General features: G+C 65.6%; 19 protein-coding genes and 1 tRNA gene. 9 read left to right on the forward strand and 11 right to left on the reverse strand.

Features of this window, described 5'->3' with window-relative positions:
* The first annotated feature begins 14 nt into the window (after positions 1–14).
* Genes G5V65_RS04565 through G5V65_RS04585 form a run of 5 tightly spaced genes read left to right on the forward strand, consistent with a single transcriptional unit; the run spans position 15 to position 4,886 of the window.
* Positions 15–983: a DMT family transporter gene (locus G5V65_RS04565; RefSeq protein ID WP_206526662.1), complete on the forward strand. Its 969-nt coding sequence runs from the start codon at positions 15–17 to the stop codon at positions 981–983.
* Positions 958–1,581, forward strand: coding sequence for an HAD-IA family hydrolase (locus tag G5V65_RS04570; RefSeq protein ID WP_165047404.1), 624 nt, complete (start codon positions 958–960; stop codon positions 1,579–1,581). The genes G5V65_RS04565 and G5V65_RS04570 overlap by 26 nt, the downstream gene beginning before the upstream one ends.
* Positions 1,578–2,477 (forward strand): ornithine cyclodeaminase, encoded by a 900-nt coding sequence (locus G5V65_RS04575; RefSeq protein WP_165047405.1) that lies wholly within the window; start codon positions 1,578–1,580, stop codon positions 2,475–2,477. The genes G5V65_RS04570 and G5V65_RS04575 overlap by 4 nt, the downstream gene beginning before the upstream one ends.
* Positions 2,478–2,511: 34 nt before the next feature.
* Positions 2,512–3,384, forward strand: a complete 873-nt coding sequence (locus tag G5V65_RS04580; protein ID WP_165047406.1) for a LysR family transcriptional regulator — start codon at positions 2,512–2,514, stop codon at positions 3,382–3,384.
* Positions 3,385–3,416: 32 nt separating this feature from the next.
* The gene (locus G5V65_RS04585; protein ID WP_241250437.1) at positions 3,417–4,886 is read left to right on the forward strand and encodes an aspartate ammonia-lyase; all 1,470 of its coding nucleotides are present in this window, start codon (positions 3,417–3,419) and stop codon (positions 4,884–4,886) included.
* 10 nt (positions 4,887–4,896) lie between these two features.
* Here the strand turns inward: G5V65_RS04585 and G5V65_RS04590 are convergent, their stop codons facing one another.
* The 5 genes from G5V65_RS04590 to leuB all read right to left on the reverse strand — a co-directional run bounded on the left by G5V65_RS04590 (position 4,897) and on the right by leuB (position 10,887).
* Positions 4,897–6,027 carry a patatin-like phospholipase family protein gene (locus G5V65_RS04590; RefSeq protein WP_165047407.1) on the reverse strand — a complete coding sequence of 377 codons (1,131 nt, stop codon included), beginning with the start codon at positions 6,025–6,027 and terminating at the stop codon, positions 4,897–4,899.
* A 138-nt stretch (positions 6,028–6,165) separates the two neighbouring features.
* Complete coding sequence (locus G5V65_RS04595) at positions 6,166–8,334, reverse strand: esterase-like activity of phytase family protein (protein WP_165047408.1); 2,169 nt, start codon at positions 8,332–8,334, stop codon at positions 6,166–6,168.
* A gap of 179 nt (positions 8,335–8,513) precedes the next feature.
* Positions 8,514–8,590: transfer RNA gene (locus G5V65_RS04600), tRNA-Pro, on the reverse strand.
* 61 nt (positions 8,591–8,651) lie between these two features.
* Positions 8,652–9,623, reverse strand: coding sequence for a DMT family transporter (locus G5V65_RS04605; protein ID WP_165047410.1), 972 nt, complete (start codon positions 9,621–9,623; stop codon positions 8,652–8,654).
* A 157-nt stretch (positions 9,624–9,780) separates the two neighbouring features.
* On the reverse strand, positions 9,781–10,887 hold the full coding sequence (leuB, locus tag G5V65_RS04610; protein WP_165047411.1) for a 3-isopropylmalate dehydrogenase: 1,107 nt from the start codon (positions 10,885–10,887) through the stop codon (positions 9,781–9,783).
* Between the two features lie 233 nt (positions 10,888–11,120).
* On the opposite strand from leuB, the gene G5V65_RS04615 reads away from it, so the two are divergent.
* Together G5V65_RS04615 and G5V65_RS04620 are read left to right on the forward strand one after the other, a co-directional pair.
* Entirely contained in the window at positions 11,121–12,170 is a 1,050-nt protein-coding gene (locus tag G5V65_RS04615; RefSeq protein ID WP_165047412.1) for a LytTR family DNA-binding domain-containing protein, read from the forward strand.
* A 47-nt stretch (positions 12,171–12,217) separates the two neighbouring features.
* A complete protein-coding gene (locus G5V65_RS04620) occupies positions 12,218–13,105 on the forward strand; it encodes a LytTR family DNA-binding domain-containing protein (protein ID WP_165047413.1) in 888 nt (295 codons plus the stop codon).
* Here G5V65_RS04620 and G5V65_RS04625 read toward each other — a convergent pair.
* The 6 genes from G5V65_RS04625 to G5V65_RS04650 form a co-directional block, all read right to left on the reverse strand.
* The gene (locus G5V65_RS04625) at positions 13,027–14,046 is read right to left on the reverse strand and encodes an endonuclease/exonuclease/phosphatase family protein (RefSeq protein ID WP_165047553.1); all 1,020 of its coding nucleotides are present in this window, start codon (positions 14,044–14,046) and stop codon (positions 13,027–13,029) included. The two genes, G5V65_RS04620 and G5V65_RS04625, sit on opposite strands and share 79 nt — an antisense overlap.
* A 101-nt stretch (positions 14,047–14,147) precedes the next feature.
* On the reverse strand, positions 14,148–14,957 hold the full coding sequence (locus G5V65_RS04630; protein ID WP_165047415.1) for a hypothetical protein: 810 nt from the start codon (positions 14,955–14,957) through the stop codon (positions 14,148–14,150).
* 309 nt (positions 14,958–15,266) lie between these two features.
* Positions 15,267–15,872 (reverse strand): 3-isopropylmalate dehydratase small subunit, encoded by a 606-nt coding sequence (gene leuD, locus G5V65_RS04635; protein WP_165047416.1) that lies wholly within the window; start codon positions 15,870–15,872, stop codon positions 15,267–15,269.
* A 17-nt stretch (positions 15,873–15,889) separates the two neighbouring features.
* A complete protein-coding gene (locus G5V65_RS04640; protein ID WP_165047417.1) occupies positions 15,890–16,303 on the reverse strand; it encodes a hypothetical protein in 414 nt (137 codons plus the stop codon).
* Between the two features lie 6 nt (positions 16,304–16,309).
* Positions 16,310–17,725: a 3-isopropylmalate dehydratase large subunit gene (gene leuC / locus G5V65_RS04645; protein WP_165047418.1), complete on the reverse strand. Its 1,416-nt coding sequence runs from the start codon at positions 17,723–17,725 to the stop codon at positions 16,310–16,312.
* 208 nt (positions 17,726–17,933) lie between these two features.
* Positions 17,934–18,401 (reverse strand): DUF6404 family protein, encoded by a 468-nt coding sequence (locus G5V65_RS04650; RefSeq protein ID WP_165047419.1) that lies wholly within the window; start codon positions 18,399–18,401, stop codon positions 17,934–17,936.
* 493 nt (positions 18,402–18,894) lie between these two features.
* Between G5V65_RS04650 and rsfS the strand changes: the two genes are divergently transcribed.
* Complete coding sequence (gene rsfS / locus G5V65_RS04655; protein ID WP_165047420.1) at positions 18,895–19,269, forward strand: ribosome silencing factor; 375 nt, start codon at positions 18,895–18,897, stop codon at positions 19,267–19,269.
* Positions 19,270–19,274: 5 nt separating this feature from the next.
* A complete protein-coding gene (rlmH, locus tag G5V65_RS04660; RefSeq protein WP_165047422.1) occupies positions 19,275–19,745 on the forward strand; it encodes a 23S rRNA (pseudouridine(1915)-N(3))-methyltransferase RlmH in 471 nt (156 codons plus the stop codon).
* Positions 19,746–19,952 lie beyond the last annotated feature (207 nt).

A 19,952-nucleotide genomic window follows, 5' to 3' on the forward strand; every position in this document is an offset into this window, starting at 1 on the left:
TTGCTGCTCCCATCATGACCGAGATTTCCAGCCGGGCCACATTGACCGGCATCCTTCTGGCGATTGGCGGCAGCGCGATGCTGTCGGTCAATGACGTGGCGATCAAGTTCCTGTCGGGGGATTATGCGCTGCATCAGGTGATCCTGATCCGGGCGGGAGTGGGGATGATCTTCCTGCTGGGCCTGATGCATTTTTCCGGCACCGGATTCCGGCAGATCCTGACGCGACGCGGGCGGGATCATCTGATCCGGGTCGGATTCGTGATGGTGTCGAATGTCTGCTATTTCCTTGGGCTGGCGGCGCTGCCCCTGGCGGATGCGGTAGCGATTGCCTTCGTGTCGCCCTTGCTGGTGACGCTGCTTTCGGTGGTGGTTCTGGGCGAGGCGGTGGGGCCGAGGCGCTGGGCGGCGGTGGCGGTGGGGATGCTGGGCGTGGTGGTGATGCTGCGGCCGGGGACGGGGGTGATCCAGCCTGCGGCGATCCTCGTGCTGATTTCGGCCTTCTGCTATGCGTCGAGCCATATGATGACGCGGCGGATGAAGGATACGGAAAGCGCGATGACGCTGTCCTTCTATGTGCAATGCGGGTTCATTCTGGTGTCCACCTCCATGGGGCTGGTGGTGGGGGATGGGCATCTGGCGGGGTCGTCCGATGCCTCGCTGGCCTTTCTGTTCCGGACATGGGTCTGGCCGCCGATGGCGGATTGGCCCTGGTTCCTGGCGACCGGGCTTTCGGTGGCGATCGGGGGGCTGATGGTGAGCCAGGCCTATCGGACGCTGGAGGCGGCGCTGGTGGCACCGTTCGAATATGCGGCGATGCCGCTGGCGATCTTCTGGGGGGTGTTGATCTTTGGCACCTGGCCCGATCTGATGGCGGCGCTGGGGATTGCCCTGATCTGCGGGGCGGGCCTTTACACGCTGTGGCGCGAGACGGTGCGCCGGAAGAAGGATGTGACGGGTGATCCCAGAGGCGGTGGTCTTTGACATCGGCAATGTGCTGCTGGAATGGCAGCCGGAGCGGTTCTATGACCGCGAGATCGGCGAGGCGCGGCGGCGGCGGCTGTTTGCCGAGGTCGATCTGGCAGGGATGAATGACGGGGTCGATCTGGGCGCGCCCTTTGCCGCATCGGTGGAGACGCTGGCCGAGACGCATCCGGACTGGGCGCCGGAGATCCGGATGTGGCGGGATCGGTGGTTCGAGATCGCGCATCCGCCCATCGACGGGTCGATCCGGTTGCTGCGGGCGCTGAAGGCGCGGGGGGTGCCGGTGTTGGCGCTGACGAATTTCGGGCGCGAGACATTCGATGCGGCGGTGGAGCGGTTGCCGTTTCTGGCAGAGTTCGACAGGGCATGGGTCAGTGGCCGGATGGGGGTGATGAAGCCCGATCCGGCGATCTTTGCCGCGCTGGAGGCGGAAAGCGGGATTGCGCCGGAGCGGTTGATCTTTACCGATGACCGGGCGGACAATATCGCCGCCGCGGCGGCGCGGGGCTGGCAGACGCATCTGTTCGAGGGATGGCAGGGCTGGGCGGCGCGGCTGGTGGCGGCGGGTATGCTGGACAGGACGGAGGCAGGGTTGTGAGCGTGGATTTCGTGCCCTTCGAGGCAGAGCGGCTGTTGACCTGGGCGGGGCTGCTGGCGGCCTTCGAGGTGGGGCATCGGCTGCCCAAGCCCGATATCAAGGATCTGTTCGTCTATCGCGGGGCGGACACGATCCTGGACCGGGCGACATGGATCGACGGGCTGGGCGCGCTGGTGAAGGTGGCCACGGTGGTGCCGGGGAATGTGGCGCGGGGCAAGCCCACGATCCATGGGGCGGTGACGCTGTATGACGATGTGACCGGGGAACTGACGGGGCTGGTCGATTTCCATCTGGTGACGAAGTGGAAGACGGCGGGGGACAGCCTGTTCGCGGCCAGCCGCCTTGCGCGCAGGGATGCGCGGCGGTTCCTGCTGGTGGGGGCGGGGAATGTGGCGCGGTCGATGGTGGATGCCTACCGGTCGATCTTTCCAGAGGCGGAATTCACGGTCTGGAGCCGGTCGCGCGAGAGTGCGGCGGCGATGGGCCTGCCGGTGGCCGATGATCTGGAAACTGCGGTGAAGGCGGCGGATGTGATCTGCACCGCCACGATGGCGACAGAGCCGCTGATCAGGGGAGAGTGGTTGCAGCCGGGCCAGCATCTGGATCTGATCGGGGCCTACAAGCCCGGCATGCGCGAGGTGGACGATACCGCGATGCAGCGGGCGCGGGTGTTCGTCGATGCGCGGGCGACGACGCTGCATCACATTGGCGAGTTGATCGAGCCGCTGAAATCGGGCGCGATCACGGAAGGCGATATCGTGGCCGATTACTATGATGATCCGGCGACGTTCTCCCGCCGGTCGGCGGAGGAGATCACCCTCGCCAAGAATGGCGGCGGGGCGCATCTTGATCTGATGACGGCGCTGTACATCCAGAGGGCCTGGCGCGCGCGCTGAGGCGCGAAAGGCGGCGGGGCGGGAAGGGATCGGGATGGACATACGCTGGTTGCAGGATTTTCTGGCGCTGGCCGAGTTGCGCAACTTCACCCGCGCGGCCGAGTTCCGCAATCTTTCGCAGGCGGCGTTTTCGCGGCGGATCCAGTCGCTGGAACATTGGGTGGGCACGGCGCTGGTGGTGAAGGGATCGCAGCCCGTGCGGCTGACCGAGGCAGGCGAGCAGTTCCGCGAAGGGGCGGGCGCGTCGGTGGAGCGGCTGCTGGAGACGCGGGCCGCGATCCGGGGCAGCCAGTTCGAAGTGATGAGCCAGATCCGGCTGGCCATGCCCAATGTGCTGGCGCGCAGCGATTTCCGGCGGATTCTGGCGGTGATCGGGCCGAAGGTGCGCAGTTCCTTTTCGGTGATCGTGGGCACGACGGCCGAGGTGACGGCGCGCTATCTGGCGGGGGATGCGGATATCCTTCTGGCGCATGATTGCCCGGCGCTGCCCAGCCATGAGACATTGGCCACGCAGGAAAGGGCGGTGCTGCGGGCGGACCGGTTCCTGCCCTATGCGGCGCGGGGGCAGGATTTCGGCTTTCCCGGCACGCCGAAGGCGCCCTTTCCCCTGATCGCCTATGCGCAGCGGGCCTATTTCGCGCGGCTTTTCGAACATGTGATCGAACGGGGCGGGGGGGTGCTGTCCTATCGGCTGGCGGTGCAGTGCGACATGTCGGATGTGCTGAAAGAGGTCATCGCGGCGGGGCATGGCGTGGGCTGGCTGCCCGAAAGTGCGGTGGAGCCGGGGGCGGGTCTTGTGGCGCTGGGCGGGGCGGAATGGGAATTGCCGCTGGAGATCTGCGCCTTTCGCCCGCGCCGGGCGGCGGGGCCGAAGCTGGATGCGCTTTGGGGGGCCTTGCAGGGCTAGGTGGTTCAACGTCTTTGGGGCCTGCATGGGCCATGCAGGATTTGCATTGGACCGATGGGCGGGTGCCGGTGCAGGTCTGCGCCAATGCGATTGGCCAGAGGATGCGCCCCATGATGATGCATGATATCCGCCGCGAGGAAGACAGCCTTGGTCCGATGGACCTGCCGCGAACCTGCCTCTGGGGGATCCATACCCAGCGTGCGATCGAGAATTTCCCGATCTCGGGCCTGCCGCTTTCGACTTTCCCGGAATTCATCCGTGCGCTGGCCTGGGTGAAGAAGGCGGCGGCGCGGGCCAATCTGGCGCTTGGGGTGCTGTCGGCGGAAAAGGCGCGGGTGATCGAGGAGGTCTGCGACGAGATCGCCGCCGGGCGCTGGCATGAGGCGTTCCGCGTGGACATGATCCAGGGCGGGGCCGGCACATCGACCAACATGAATGCCAATGAGGTGATCGCGAATCTTGGCCTGCTGAAGATGGGCCATCGCGCGGGGGATTACGCGCATCTGCACCCGAATGACGATGTGAACCGGTCGCAATCCACCAATGACGTCTATCCCACGGCGATGCGGCTGGCGATCGTCAGCCAGTGCGAGGCGTTCCGCGCGGCGCAGTCGCGGCTGGCGGATGCCTTTGGCGAAAGGGCGGTGGCCTTTGCGCAGGTGCGCAAGATCGGGCGGACGCAGTTGCAGGATGCGGTGCCCATGACGCTGGGCCAGGAATTCGCGGGCTTTGCCGTGACGATCCGCGAGGATGTGGAGATCATCGGGCGGCTGTCGAACCTGCTTCTGGAGGTGAACCTGGGCGGCACGGCCATCGGGACGCGGGTGAACACGCCCGACGGCTATGCCGAGGCGGCGGTGGCGGAACTGGCGCTGGTGACGGGGCTGCCGGTGAAGCTGGCGGGCGACCTGATCGAGGCGAGCAGCGATTGCGGGGCCTATGTCACCTTTTCCGGCGTGCTGAAGCGGATCGCGGTGAAGCTGTCGAAGATCTGCAACGATCTGCGGTTGCTGTCATCCGGGCCAAGGTCGGGCTTCAACGAGATCCGCCTGCCTGCGGTGCAGGCGGGATCGTCGATCATGCCGGGCAAGATCAACCCGGTGATCCCGGAAGTGGTCAACCAGGTGGCGTTTCAGGTGATCGGCAATGATCTGACGGTGACGATGGCGGCCGAGGCGGGGCAGTTGCAACTGAACGCGTTTGAGCCGGTGATCGTGCTGAACGTGCTGCAATCCATGCGGATCCTGATGCAGGCGATGGATACGCTGGCCACGCGCTGCGTGGCGGGGATCGAGGCGAATGTCGCGCAATGCGAGGGGGCGCTGGAGAACAGCCTGGTGCTGGCGACGATGCTGGTGCCCCATATCGGCTATGCCAAGGCCGCCAGCGTGGCCAAGCTCGCGCTGGCCGAGGGGGCATCGGTCGCGGCGACGGTGGTGAAGCTGGGCTATGCCGATGAGGCGGGGGCGGCGGCGATGCTGGCCGATCTGCCGGCAGGGTGATCCGCGCGGATCAGGCGGGGGTCAGGAAGGCGCGGATTTCGTCGGCGCGGGACAGCGTATCGGCATGGCCAAGGTCGATCAGCGCGCCGACATAGCCCGGTTCGAACATCAGGTAGCTTTCGATCCGGGCATCGCCCCCGGAATAGCCGATGCTGCGCAGCAGAAGGCGCAGGGAGCGGGGCATTTCCCCGGCATGGGCCTTGGCCAGATCGCGGATGTCGCGCGAGGGGGCGATGGACATCGCGTCGATCACGCGCAGGCGGGTCTTGGCGCGGGCCTCGTCCGAGAGCAGGGAAATGGTGTGGTTGATGCGTTCCAGCCGTTCGACATCGGCCTCGAGATTGTCGTTGAAAAGGATGTCGAGCGCGTGGCCCGCGATTTCGCCGAGGCTTGGCTGGGTGGAGCGGCGGGGGCCTACGGCATGGTCGCGCGTGCCGACGACAAGGATGCGGTCCGCGCCGGTATGGATGGCGGGCGAGAGGGGCGAGGTTGTCCTGAGCGCGCCATCGCCGAAATAGCGGTTGTCCAGATGCACGGGCGCAAAGGCGAAGGGCAGCGCCGCCGAGGCGAGGATGTGATCGGCCCGCAGCACCGCGCTTTCGCCAAGGCGGCGGGCGCGGGACCAGGGGCGGAGGCTGTCATCGCCCTGAAAGAAGGTGGTCGAGGTGCCGTCGGAATAGCTGGAGGTGGTGATGCAGAGCGCGTGCAGCGCACCCGAGCGGATCGCGCGGCGCAGGTGTTTCTGGCTGAATTCACGTTCGAGAAGGGCGCGGAGCGGGCTGTAATCGAGCAGGCCCCCCGTCACCCGCAGGCCAAGCTGGCCGAGGACCAGCGTCATGGCCCAGCGGGAACTGCGGGCCAGCATGGGCAGGGCGCGCGAATCGTAGATGGATTGGCAGTGCAAGGATCGCCAGAGGGATTCGAGCCGTTCGGCCCCCAGCCGGAAATCGACCGATGTCATGGCGATGGAAGCGGCGTTGATCGCCCCCACCGAGGAACCGCAGACGATCTGGAAGGGCGAGCGCTGGCCATCGGTGATTTCGGCAATCGCGCGCAGGACGCCCACATGATAGGCCCCCCGCGCCCCGCCCCCTTGCAGGACCAGCGCAATCTTCGGGGGCTGATCGGCCCTTGCCGACATCTGCCATCTCCTTCGTGACCGGATGCCACCGGAAGGAGCGTAACGCAGCCGGGGCAGATTGCTAAGAACGACCCGGCTGCAATTTTGTTCAGTTTTGCGTGGTTTCGCGGGTGGCCCCGGGGGCCACCTGCAACAGGATCAATCCACCTTGCCGATGGTCCAGAACAGGGTTTCGCCCGAACTGTCATCCACGCCGTCATTGTCGGTCACGACCCAGCCCTGGCCTTCGGCGTCGATGGCGAAGCCTTCGACCTTGTCGGGAACGAAACCGTTCAGAATGGCAAGATCGGGCAGAAGGTCGCGCACCATCTCTTTGGTGACGACGGGCAGGGGGCCGCCGAGTTCGGCCGGTTGCAGCGCCGAGGCGGGGATGCGGTAGAGCCGCTTCACCTGTGCGCGGTCGGCGATCTGGTTGTCGCGTTCAAGGACATAGACCCAATCGCCATGGGCGGTGATTTCGGACAGGCCCATCCATGCGCCTTCGGCCGGGGTTTCCAGCGGGTAGTGGACGGCCCCCCAGGTTTCATCGCCGATGTCATAGGAAACCAGCTTGACCATGCCCGCCGGATCATCCTGCCATTCGCGCTGCATCGCCAGCCAGAGCCTGTCGCCCATCACGGTGATGCCTTCCATGCCGAAGCGGATCTCGTTGTCGAGCAGGGCTTCGGGCAGGGCGATGGATTGGGTGATGGCACCCTCTGCATCGACATGATGGATCGCATGCGGGATCAGGCGGTCGCTGCGGCCCTCGCTGGCCAGCCAGAAGCCGCCTTCGCCATCGGGGGCGATGCCTTCGAGATCGAGGAGCTGGGCCGGTTGGCCGCCGCGGGTGATGTCGATCGCGGCTGTGATGCGGGCGGGGGTGGTGGTGGTGTCGATGCGATAGATGCGTGGCATGCTGCCATAGACGCTGTCCGACACGGCGAAAAGCTCGCCCGGGCCAGCCCCGGCGGCGAGGCCCGACAGGGCCCCCCAGCCGATCAGGGGATCGCTGCCTTCGCTGGTCAGCATCGGATAGGCGGGGCTGCCTTCGGCGTGTTCGAAAAGCATCACATGCGCGGGGGCAAGCCCGTCGGCGCGCAGGTCCACCTCGTTTGCCGTGGCAAGGAGGTTGCGGGCAGGGATGGCTGCCAGCCCTTCGGGGCTGATCCCGGAGGGCAGGAGTTGGCGCAGCGCGGGCGCGGCCGGATCGGTGACATCGTAGACGGCGATCATCGAGCCGCGTTCGGAGGCCACGAAGAGATGCGGCACGCCGTCGAACGTAGCGAAGGCTAGTCCTTCGGGTTCCACCCCCTTTGAGCCGGAGCGATGTTCGGGATAGTGGCCGATGGCGGCGATGGCGCGTTCGAGGCTGGCCCCGGCTTCGAAGACGGGGGTGCCATCCTTGCGCCAGATGGTGAAGCCGCGCGCACCGCCGTTGTAATCGCCTTCATTGGCGGTGGCGAAGTGATCGGCGTCGATCCATTTCACGGCATCGGGTTCGCGGAGGACGGATGTCAGGCTGCCGGTGAAATCGAGACGGCCGTCGCGGCGCGTGTCGATCCCGGCCAGATCAACCGATCCGGCGCTGAAATGGGTGGCAACCGCACCATCCGCGCCGATGACGACGATTTCGTTGTTTTCCTGCAGCGTCACGACGATCTCGCCCGCCGCGTTCACATCGAGGAATTCGGGTTCCGGATCTTCGGGGGCGATGGCGGCAAGGCCCGTCAGGCCGATGCGCTGCTGCGCGGCGCAATCCATCGCGCCGTCCAGGACCGGGATCTTGACGACATAACCGGCGGGCATCTGCGGCAGGGCGCCGTCATTCAGATCTTCGTCGCGTTCGTTTTCCACCGCGATGGCGATGAAGCCGCCATCCGCGGCCCGGGCCACGGCATCCGGCTGGCCGCCGATATCGCATTCCGCGGCGATGCTGCGCGAGGCGAGGTCGACCATCACGACCTTGCCCGAGGGATTGGTGAAGCTTTCGGATGTGTTGACCCCGGCAAAGGCGCGGTTGCCGATGACGACCGTGGTCGTCGGTTCGCCGCCCATGGCGATGTTGCCCAGCGGTTTCGGTGCGCGGGGATCGGTGATGTCAACGAGGCCAAGAACGCCGAGCGGGCTGTCGGAATAGATCAGCGTCATGCCGTCTTCGGTGGCGGTGATGATCTCGGCGCTGCTTTCGCGCGCGGTGTCCTCGCCTTCGGCCATGTTCGCGGGGGTGGCGAAGGTGGCGATCCGGTTGAAGACAGGATCCGCCGCAACCGGAAGCGCCGAGGCAAGGGCAAGCGCGGATGACAGGCAGGCAAGGCGGCGTGACATGGCACACTCCGTTCTGTTTCGATGCCCGTCCAGTGACAGTGGCCTGTATCGGGCGTTCGACAGGGAGGTGAAAGCTTTGTGACAGACAGGCCGCGGCACAGAAAGCGGGGCCGGGTCCGTGGTGGCATGCGAGGCGGTTTCCGCCTGAGCCTGGGTAAGGTTTTTCGGGATTCTTTATTTGGTCGGAGCGAGAGGATTCGAACCTCCGACCCCCTGCTCCCGAAGCAGGTGCGCTACCAGGCTGCGCTACGCTCCGACCGTGGGGGTGGGTTACAGCCCCGCCGGAGCATTTGCAAGGGGGCTTGGGCGGGGTTGTGTCAATCCTGACGTTCGGGAATCCCCATCCGTTGCATCATCACGCTGACACGCGGCATCCCGCCGTTTTCAGGGCGGCCCTTGGTGGAGAGGACGGGGCGGTTGCCCGAGACGGAGGGCGTCCCCTCGCGCAGGACGATGTAGATGCCCGAGGCGATGATGATCGCGCTGCCGATGGCGGTGAAGCGGTCGATCGTTTCATCGAAAAGGAGCGTGCCGTAGAGGGCGGCCCAGAGGATCTGCGAATACTGCATGGGGGCCACGATGATTGCAGGGGCCGTGCGATAGGCCTTGATCACCAGAAGACCGGCGAGGAAGGAAAACAGCGCGATGATGCCCATCAGGCCAAGGTCGGTGATCTGCATGGGCTGATAGACGAAGGGCAGCGCTGCCCCCATGGCCAGCACGTTGCCCAGCATGGGGTAGAGCATGAGGACGGCCGAGCGTTCGTCCTTGCCGATCTTGCGCACGATGACAGAGCCGAGGGCCGCCGTGACGGCGGCGGCCAGCGCCGCGAGATGGCCGAGTTCCAGATCGGCCTGGCCGGGGCGCAGCACGACGAGGACACCCAGCAGCCCGACGATCACGGCGACGCCGCGGCGCAGGCCCACCTTTTCGCCCAGCATGGGAATGGCCATCAGGGTGATGAGCAGCGGCATGGAGAAGAAGATTGCATAGCATTGTGCCAGCGGCAGTTTGGAAAAGGCGTAGAAACCGAGGACGCCACTGATGACGGCAGAACCTGCGCGCAGCAGGCTCCACCATGGGTGGCGGGGGACGAGGTTCTCGTCCCGCCTGTCGCCCAACAGCATGACCGACAGGATCGGAAAGGACAGCAGTCCGGAAAAGAAGATGATCTGCACCGCCGAGAAGGAACCGCCGAGGTATTTCACCACGACGTCATGGGTGGCGTAGATGCCGAAGGCGGCAAGCGAAAGCGCCGCGCCCTTGAGGTTGGAATGCGATGTGGTCATGGAGAGCGGCCTTCGGTCCGGGCGCGGGCTGATAGCGGTAACCTAATGGACCGGGACGCGCCTTTGCGCAAGGTGGGGTTGTGCCAGCCAGCGAAAAGGGGGCACCGCTGGTGCCCCCTTCCTGATGATCATCCCGGCCCGCCGGGTGCGCGTGGCGTCAGATCGAGGCGTCGAGCGCGGCGACCACCGCATCGCCCATCTGCGAGGTGGAGACGGGCGTGCCGCCATCCGGGCCCATCAGATCGGCGGTGCGCAGGCCGTTGGCAAGGACGGTTTCGACCGCAGCCTCGACGCGCGCGGCCTCATCCCCCAGATCGAAGCTGTAGCGCAGCGCCATGGCGAAGGAGAGGATGCAGGCGATGGGGTTGGCCTTGCCCTGACCGGCGATGTCGGGGGCAGAGCCGTGGACGGGTTCGTAAAGCGCCTTGGGTCGGCCATTGGCCATCGGCGCGCCGAGGGAGGCCGAGGGCAGCATGCCCAGCGAGCCGGTCAGCATGGCGGCGGCATCCGACAGCAGGTCGCCGAAGAGGTTGTCGGTCACGATCACGTCGAACTGTTTCGGCCAGCGGCAGAGCTGCATGGCGCCCGCATCGGCATACATGTGGGAAAGCTGGACGTCGGGATATTCCTTGTCGTGGATTTCCTGCACGACCTGACGCCACAGGATGCCCGATTCCATGACATTGGCCTTCTCCATCGAGCAGACCTTGTTGTTGCGGCGGCGGGCGAGTTCGAAGGCCGAGCGGGCGACGCGGGCGATTTCGCTTTCGGTATAGCGCTGGGTGTTGATGCCCACGCGTTCATTGCCCTCGGTGAAGATGCCGCGCGGTTCGCCGAAATAGACGCCCGAGGTGAGTTCGCGGACGATGACGATATCCAGACCGGCAACGACTTCCTTCTTCAGCGAGGAGAAGTCGGCCAGCGCGTCGAAGCACTGGGCGGGGCGGAGGTTGGAATAGAGGTCCATCTCCTTGCGCAGGCGCAGCAGGCCGCGTTCGGGTTTCACCGAGAAATCGAGATTGTCGTATTGCGGGCCGCCCACGGCGCCCAGAAGGACGGCGTCGACTTCCTGCGCCTTGGCCATCGTGTCGTCATGCAGGGGGGTGCCGTGCTTGTCATAGGCGCAGCCGCCGACGAGGTCTTCGGTCACGTCGAAGGTGATGCCGCGCCGGGTGCCGAACCAGCCGATGATCTTTTTCACCTCGGCCATGACTTCGGGGCCGATGCCGTCGCCGGCGAGGATGAGGATGGAGGGATTTGCCAAGGCGGGCTCCTGCGCTGATCGGAAGGGTCGCGGGGTGGCCTAGCGGGTCGGCCCTTCCCGGTCAAGGTCGGGCGAGGCGGTGGGGGCGGTGTCGGGGGCAAGAGCTGGCCAAAAGTATAGTCGCGCGGATCGAAAAGGCCGTGCGCTTGCCGCAGGCGCGGAGTGGCCCTAACATTTCTTTCTGTATGTTCGATTGGTGGCTTATGGTTACACTTGCAGATTTCGTTTCCCGGATGACCGCCCGAGATGATCAGGAAGAGACGTCTGCCCTGACGGCGGACAGGGGCATCGTGCTGGCGCAGTTGGGGGCGGCCGTCCATTTTTCCGATACCGCAGAGGTGATGGCAGCCTTCCGGCACCGCTATCTTCTGGCGCATTACTTTGCCTTTTCGGTAAAGGTGCTTGTCCTGAGCTATCTGCTTTCGCTGTCGGATTCCGTGGTCGGCGTCCTTTACCCGGCGATCTTGATCGGCTTTGCGGCGGCCTTCTGGACGGTGGCGGCCTATCTTTGGGTCGCGTTCCGGCTGCGGCGCCCCGCAGAGGCAAGGGAACCTGTGCGGATGCGCCTTGAGCCCGGCATTGTGCTGGGCGGGTTGGCCATGGGTCTTGCCATGGCCTTTGTGGTGTCGCGGATCGGTGCAGGCCATAGCGGGCGGATGGAGCCCGACCTGTCGGGGATCCTGCTGCCTGTTCTCTATCTGCTTCTGGCTGTTGCCTATCTTTTGCGTCGGCCAATTCCCCGGGCGCTGAACCGCCTGCGTGGTGATCATGCAAGCGCGCCGGTGGCTGAGGCGCGGCCGGTGGCCGGATTGCCAATTGCAGAGGCCGGGGAGGACGCCCCGCCGGAAGGCGATCCTGCGGGGGATGATGCCCGATCGGATGATGGTCCCGCGGGGGATGCGGCAGAGCAGGCCGTGGAGATAGGGGATGATCTGAAGGGATCGGTGGAACAGGCTGCCTTGGCCGCCGTCCTGCGGCTGGAGGCGGATGGAAATTATGTGACCGTCGTGACCGAGCGGGGCCGGATGTCGGTGCCGGGCCCCTTTGCCGCTGTCGTGGCGCGGATGCCCGTCGGGGCCGGGCGGCAGGTGCATCGGTCTCATTGGGTGGCGCGGCGCGCCGTCACGGGTGACCGGCGGGTGGGCCGCGATGTGCGGTTGCAGACGGTGGACGGCGAAAGCGTGCCCGTTTCCGCAGCACAGGTGGCCGCCGTCCGGGCGTGGCTGTCGCAGGGCGGCGAGGGGCGCGGCCATGGCAAATCGCGGGAGGCGAGGACCTGGTGAAGGCCCCTGCGCGCCCCGCATTCCGAGATCGATGGCTTGAGATCCAGATGTTCTCGGGCGACGTTATCGCATTCCGCGGCACGGAATTCCTGCGCGTTGTCGTGCATCGCTATCTTCTGGCCCATTACGTGCTGATCGCCCTTGGGATTGCCCTGCTGGAGGTCCGCAGCGGCAATTATGACATGACCGGGGTGGAGATGATGCAGGTTGTCGTCATCTCGATCTCGGTGGCGGTGGTCATCCTTGTCGCCTTGCCTGCCTTGGCGATGGTGCTGGTGCCGATGCCGTCGGGCGTGTTGCGATTGCGATCTTCGGTGCTGCAGGTTTCGGCCACCGTTCTCGCTGTTGGGGCAGGTCAGGTCGCGCTTGTCACCATTTCGGGGAATTGGCCGGCCGGCTTTGTGCCGGTGATTGTGATGACCGTCTTCTATTACCTGCTTTGCGAGGCGATCTGTCATTACGTGATGCTGGTGGTGGTGCCGCGCGTCCTGCGCGACATGCGGGGCGATGTGCCGCAACGCCCGCGCCCGCAGCCAGAGGATGCCAGGGCAATCACGATCCGGGGGGAGCGTTTCCTGCCGGAAACGCTGTTCCATCTGCGGGCGGATGGGAACTACATGCATGTGCGGACCACAGAGCGACGTGCCTTTCTGCCGGGGCCGTTCGGACCAGTCGTCGAGGCCATTCCCGAGGAATTGGGCATGCGGGTTTCCAGATCCGATTGGGTGGCGCGGTCTGCCGCGAAGCGGACCATGCTCAGCGGGCGAGAGGTGACGCTGGAACTTGTCGATGGAACGCTTGTGCGCGTCGCCCAGTCCCGGGCAAAGGCGGTGCAGGAATGGGTCTTGGCCGCGCGTCAGGGAGGGGGAGGCGAGGCTGTTGTCGGCGGGGGTCCCGATGGCGGGACGGAGATGTCGATCCAGACCGGAAAGTGACGCGACGCCGTCGTCAGGGACGCGTGCAGGGGATCGGTCCGGTCCGGCCAGAACACGCCCGCCGCCCGCAGGTCGATGTCCCTCGATGGCAGGATGTATTCCAGCCGCAGCCCGCCCAATTGCGGATAAAGGACGGTGTCGAGCGCGGGATCGCCGCGGTGGCCCGGTTCGCTGCGGCCATGGCTGCCCCTGGGTGCGGGGTCCTGCAGGCCGGGATGGGCGAGCAGGGCCGAGATCGCCCCGGCCCGCCCGTCCCCGTCAAGCGGATCGAGATTGGCATCGCCCATCAGGATGAAGGGCGGAGTCGGGGCCGGGTAGGGAAGCCTGCCGTCGATCAGATGAAGCCAGAAGGCGGCCTCGTCCGCGTTGCGGCGGCCATTGCGATCCTCGGGCCCGTCGAAGACGGGTGGGGTTGCATGCCAGATCAGCAGCGTAAGCCTGCCGCCGCCGGGCAGTTGCACCGGCAGGGCTGCGTGGCTGCGTGAGGAGAGGGGCAGATCGGCCAGCGGGCTGGCCGCATCCCCCGGGGGAAGATTGGCGCCGGGCAGATCGCGCCAGGGGAAGGCAGAGTAATCCTGCGCCTCGTCGGCCAGCAGGGGCAGGCGTGACAGGATCGCAAGACCGCCCGCGCCGGGGAAGGGCCCCCAGCCAAGCGCATCCTCTGCCTCGTTCAGGCGGCCATCGCCATCGAGATCGCGGCCGCTGGGCTGGCCGCTGTTGGGGCGGGGGGCGTAGAGGTGGGGATAGGGCTGGCCTGCGGCTTGCAGCAGGGCTTCCAGCGCGGAGAGTGCCTGCAGGCCCGGATCGTGATCCACCCCGGCAAGGACGAGGATATCGGCATCGAGCCGGGCGATGACGGCAAGCGCTGCGGTGATCGCGGGATCATCGCCGCGGTCAAGATCGCGCAGAAGAAGGCCGGGGCCCTTGCGTTCCAGCCCGATATTCCACAGCGCAAGGCGCAGGGTTTCCGCCGCCGTTGCGGGGATGGCTGGCAGCAGCGGCAGGCAGGCCAGCAGGGCAAGGACGGCCCGCGCGCGCGGCATCAGGCGGCGAAGAGTGCCTCGGAATGCGAGCGGGTGCTTTCGCGGCGCTTGTCGCGCACCATCTGCGCCACACGATGCATCGCGATGCCGCGCATGAAGAGACTTGCCGGAAGGAAGGCCCATGCTGTCACCGTCCAGATCAGGCTGTGCGGCGAGTCGAGGCTGGCGGGGTCGATCCCGCCCATGACAAGTTGCACCAGCGCCGGGGCCAAGAATGGCAGCAGAAACCCTAATGCAATGTTAATGCGGGCATCCCTTTCCAGCCGGCCGACGATATCGGAGCCGCTGGTGGGGTCGAAGGTCGGCAGGTTGATCCAGACGTTGAACACCTGGCCGGAACGCGGCCAGTAGCCGCGCCGCATGTGGAAGGAGAAGAGGATCATCGTCAGCAGCGCTGTCAGATAGGCCATGCCTGCCGAAGCGCGCAGGAGGGCGATATCGGCATCTGTGGCACCTTCCGTCAGCGTCAGGGTGACAAGGCGCACCGGGCTGTAGGGGAAATCCATCGCCTGCCCGACCAGTGCCCCGATGGCATCGAGCAGCTGGCTGAGCGTCGAGGGATCGGTGCGGCCGCGTTCGATGAGCGAAAGCGTCAGCAGGGTGGTGGCAAGCAGAATGTAGCGGATGCGGTTGAACGGGGCGGCATCGCGGAATTCCACGAGACCGGGCGCCTCGGCCTTGTATTCCACGAAGGTGAGCAGGCCTGCGAAAAGGGCGACAAGGGCGACGGTCTGCTGGGCATCCGCTTCCATGCCGGGGACCAGCATGGAGGGCGCGACCACCACCGCCACTATCAACACCGCACGCATGAACGCGCCAGCCAGTCGTGAGACCACTGCCCTGTTTCCTTCCCGCCAGTGATCGACCCGCGGTTTGCCCGTGGTGCCTTTCCCGGCGATTTTCCGCACATTGTGGCGGACTGCCTCAATCTTGCCCAATTTGTGCCTACTTTCGCGAACCGTTACAACACCTATGCGGATGGAAGCAGAGCAATACGGCCATTTCGCGAACAAGGTGTCGCGCGATTGCATCAAGATTCTGGTAATAAATGGGCCGCCCCGAGGGACGGCCCAAGATATTGTGGTTAATGAAAAATAAACCGCAAGCGGGCGGCAGGGTCAGGCCCAGGGGCGCAGCGTGGCGTTCCTTGCCTCGAACGCGTCGATGGAGGCGGCCTTTTCCAGCGTGAGGCCGATGTCATCCAGCCCGTTCAGCAGGCAGTGCTTGCGGTGGGGGTCCACCTCGAAGCTGAAGGACTGGCCATCAGAGGTGGTGACGGTCTGGCTGGGCAGGTCGACGGTGACGCGGGCATTGGCGCCATTTTTCGCGTCGGCCATCAGGATATCGACCTGATCCTGCGGCAGGACGATGGGCAGGATGCCGTTCTTGAAGCAGTTGTTGAAGAAGATGTCGGCAAAGCTGGTGGAGATCACGCAGCGGATGCCGAAATCCAGAAGCGCCCAAGGCGCGTGTTCGCGCGAGGAGCCGCAGCCGAAATTGTCGCCCGCGACGATGATCTCGGCCTTGCGATAGGCGGGCTGGTTCAGGACGAAATCGGGGATTTCCTGCCCGTCCTGGGTATAGCGCATCTCGTCGAACAGGTTCTTGCCGAGACCCGAACGCTGGATCGTCTTCAGGAACTGCTTGGGGATGATCATGTCGGTGTCGATGTTGACCAGCGGCATGGGGGCCGCGATGCCGGTCAGGGTGGTGAATTTGTCCATTCGGGGTGCACCTTTGGTTAGCTGACTTGGCCCTTGTCGATGATGTCCAAAGCCTTTCGCTCAACCTTGTTCATCCAGCGGAGCGCAGACACTAGGTAGACCAGCGCCACAGCGTAGAGAACAAGATTAGCAGGATAGAAAAGGCCAAGGAGATCGCCGACATAGGCGATTATGACGGCAATGAAGAACAAGCGCAGAGCTCGTGCCTGCGCGATACCGAAAGCGAAAGGAGCGAAGTGGCTCGCGGAACTTAGTGCCGCTTCGAACTTCTCGTCTTTGCGTCGTTCTTGCTCGGATTTGGTTCTCCATGTCGCAACGGATGTTCGAAAAACGTAGAGAAAGGATCCGATAATCGCGGCTGCCAAGATGGACGAAGCGACCCCGATCCAAACCCCCTTCAGCTCCTCGGCACTCAGGTACTGTGCAAACATTTAGATTTACACCTGTTCCGACATCATCTCGCGCACGTCGGTCAGATGACCGGTGATCGCCGCCGCCGCCGCCATCGCGGGCGAGAGGAGGTGCGTGCGGCCGCCGCGGCCCTGACGGCCTTCGAAGTTGCGGTTCGACGTTGCCGCGCAGCGTTCGCCGGGGGCGAGCTGGTCAGGGTTCATCGCGAGGCACATGGAGCAGCCCGCAAGCCGCCATTCAAACCCTGCGTCGATGAAGATCTGGGCCAGACCTTCCTCTTCCGCCTGCGCGCGGACGAGGCCGGAGCCGGGCACGACCATGGCGCGTTTGACCTTGATCTTCTTGCCCTTCAGGATCGCCGCCGCGGCGCGGAGGTCTTCGATCCGGCCATTGGTGCAGGAGCCGATGAAGACCGTGTCGATGGCGATATCGGTCAGCTTCATGCCGGGGGTCAGGCCCATGTAATCGAGCGAGCGCTTGGCTGCGTCGACCTTGCCGCCGGTGAAGTCTTCGGGGGAGGGCACGGTGCCGGTGATGGGCAGCACGTCTTCGGGCGAGGTGCCCCAGGTCACGACGGGGGCGATGTCTTCGCCCTTGATCGTGATGACCTTGTCGAAATGCGCGCCTTCATCGGTGAAGAGGGTTTTCCAATAGGCGAGTGCGGCTTCCCACTTCGCGCCTTTCGGCGCGTGGGGGCGGCCCTGCACATACTGATAGGTCTTTTCATCGGGGGCGATGAGGCCCGCGCGGGCGCCGCCTTCGATGGCCATGTTGCAGACGGTCATGCGGCCTTCCATCGACAACTCGCGGATCGCCTGGCCGCAATATTCGATGACATAGCCCGTGCCGCCCGCCGTGCCGGTCGCGCCGATCACCGACAGGGTGATGTCCTTCGCCGTGACGCCGGGGCGGAGGGAGCCGGTGATTTCCACCTTCATGTTCTTCGATTTCTTCTGGATCAGCGTCTGGGTGGCCAGAACATGTTCCACTTCCGACGTGCCGATGCCGTGGGCCAGCGCGCCGAAGGCGCCGTGGGTGGCGGTGTGCGAGTCACCGCAGACCACGGTCATGCCCGGCAGCGTCCAGCCCTGTTCGGGGCCGACGATGTGGACGATGCCTTGGCGGATGTCGGAGACGGGGTAGTAGTTGATGCCGAAATCGCGGGCGTTCTTGTCCAGCGCCTCGACCTGGATGCGCGATTCCTCGTTGTCGATGTGGGTGTCGCGGCCGGCGGTCGTGGGGACGTTGTGATCCGGCACGGCGATGGTCTTTTCCGGCGCGCGGACCTTGCGGCCCGTCATGCGAAGCCCTTCGAAGGCCTGCGGCGAGGTCACCTCATGCACGAGGTGGCGGTCGATATACAGAAGGCAGGTGCCGTCTTCGGCCTGATGGACGACGTGATCGTCCCAGATCTTGTCATAGAGGGTGCGCGGAGCGGTCATGGCTCATCTCTTTCGGATATGGCTGTGAAGGAGGCGCTAATGCGCCGGACGCGGGGGAGGCTGCGTCAGATAAGTCGTGCGAGGACGGACCGGCTTTCGCGGGTGAAGCGCCAGGGAAGGCGGGCGTGATCGGCCATGTCGAAGAAGCGGGTCATGGGGGGCTAGATACGCGCGAATCCCCTGTGAGGCAAGATGCGCTTGGCGCGGGTCAGAGATCGCGCCAGCGCGGCAGGCCCGCGCGGGCGGCCTGGGCGCGGATGATGGCGGCGAAGCCTGCGCCGATGGCCAGCGAGAGGAAGGCGACGCCGGGCCAGCCCAGCGAGACGAGGCCGCGGATCGGGCCTGCCGGGGCGACGGGCATGGTGTCGGAGGCGAAGAGCCACAGGATGCCGCCGAAGACGCCGAGGCCGAGGCAGAGGCCGGAAAAAAAGAGCGAGATCAGCGACTTGAAGTGAAGCGGGCGGATGGGAAGGCCGAGGGCGGACAGGGCCTGCATGGCCGGGGGGAAGCAGTCCCTGCGGCTGATGCCTGCGGCGGCGGCGGCGGCAAGGGCGCGGTCGAGCCTTTCGCGATGGTTGTCGGCCGGACCGCCGGGCGGGGTGCCCGGGGCAATCTTGCGCTGCTGCTGCGCCTGATGCAGGCGGGCGAGACGATCCTGGAAATCGGAACTGGGCATGGCTGGTGTCCGGCAGGGAAGGGGTCGGGGTGCAGATTGGCGGGGATTTCCGGCGCGCTTGCGACGGGAATGGGGCGGGGAGGGGGCCGGTTGGGCCCTGTGCATCTGTGCGCTGGATGGGGGTTCCCTGAGGGAGGTTCATTCTGCAGCATTCATGGCTGGCCTCTGGCGATGGCAGTCTGGCCCGTTTCGGGTGAGCAACCTTTCGAGGACGCAGGAGCCAGGGCCAGGGATTCCTTGCGGAATTTCCCGGGGGCTGCCCTTTGGCGATGGATCGGGGCGCGTTTTCGCAGGAAAACGCGTGTTCCCCTTGTGTTTTCTGTGGCCAGCCTGTATCGCGCGCGCTTCGCGTGCCGTTGAGATACGGGGCGCGCGGTGATACCCTTGTCCTATCCCTGCGCCGGGGCCTTGCGGCGTGCAACTTCCGGAGGACGATGTCCTGTCTCATTCTGACCCAGCGACCGGGCTTCCGGTCGGGCCGAGGGCGCCGCGCATGAGCGATGCTGCCACGGCGAACGCGCCCACCTATACGTCCGAAGAGATTCTGGCCGCCGTCCTGAAATCCGTCGATGACGACAAGGCCGAGGATATCGTGCAGATTGATCTGCGCGGGCGGTCGGATGTGGCCGATTACATGGTCATCTGTTCGGGCCGGTCGTCGCGGCAGGTGGCGGCCATCTCGGAAAAGCTGGTGGATCGGCTGAAGCAGGAATTCCGCGTGTCGTCCAAGATGGAAGGCAAGGAAACCGGCGACTGGGTGCTGATCGATACGGGCGATGTGATCGTCCATGTCTTCCGGCCCGAGGTGCGCGAGTTCTATCAGCTTGAAAAGATGTGGCTTCCCGGAAGCGCCCATCGCGGGGCGTAAGGCCCGTGCGGGTGCATCTCTGCGCCGTCGGGCGGATGCGGGCGGGGCCGGAGCGTTACCTTGTCGATGATTATGTGACGCGGTTCGACCGGACGGGGCGGGCGCTTGGCCTTGGTCCCCTGAGCGAGCATGAGGTCGAGGATCGCAAGGGCGGCGGGATGGAGGCGGAGGCGGAACTGCTGTCGCGCGCCATTCCGGGCGGGGCCCTTGTGGTGACCATGGACGAGCGCGGCAAGTCCTTGTCTTCGCCGGAATTTTCGGCGGAACTGGCGCGCTGGCGGGATGCCGGGCGGCAGGATGTGGCCTTTGTCATCGGGGGGGCGGACGGGATTGCGCCGTCGCTTCGGTCGCGGGCGGATTTTTCCATCAGTTTCGGGCGGATGGTCTGGCCGCATATGCTGGTGCGGGTGATGCTGGCCGAGCAGTTGTATCGGGCGGCGACCATTCTGGCGGGCGGGCCGTATCACCGGGTTTGAGGGCGGCCAAGCCCTTGGGAACGCTGCATTTACCACCAGGTTTTCCGCCGGGTCCGCATGCAACGCCCGGTGCAGCGTGGCAGTGCAGCAGCCGGTGCAGACGGGCGGTGCCTCCACGAGCCGTTAAGGTTAACGAAACCTGACGATTCGCGAAAACTGCGGGCCAGCCCAAGCGGTGCGTTGCCCGCCGGGGCTGTGGGCGGTATG

Source organism: Paragemmobacter kunshanensis (assembly GCF_011059185.1).
In the GTDB taxonomy this organism is placed as follows: domain Bacteria; phylum Pseudomonadota; class Alphaproteobacteria; order Rhodobacterales; family Rhodobacteraceae; genus Paragemmobacter; species Paragemmobacter kunshanensis.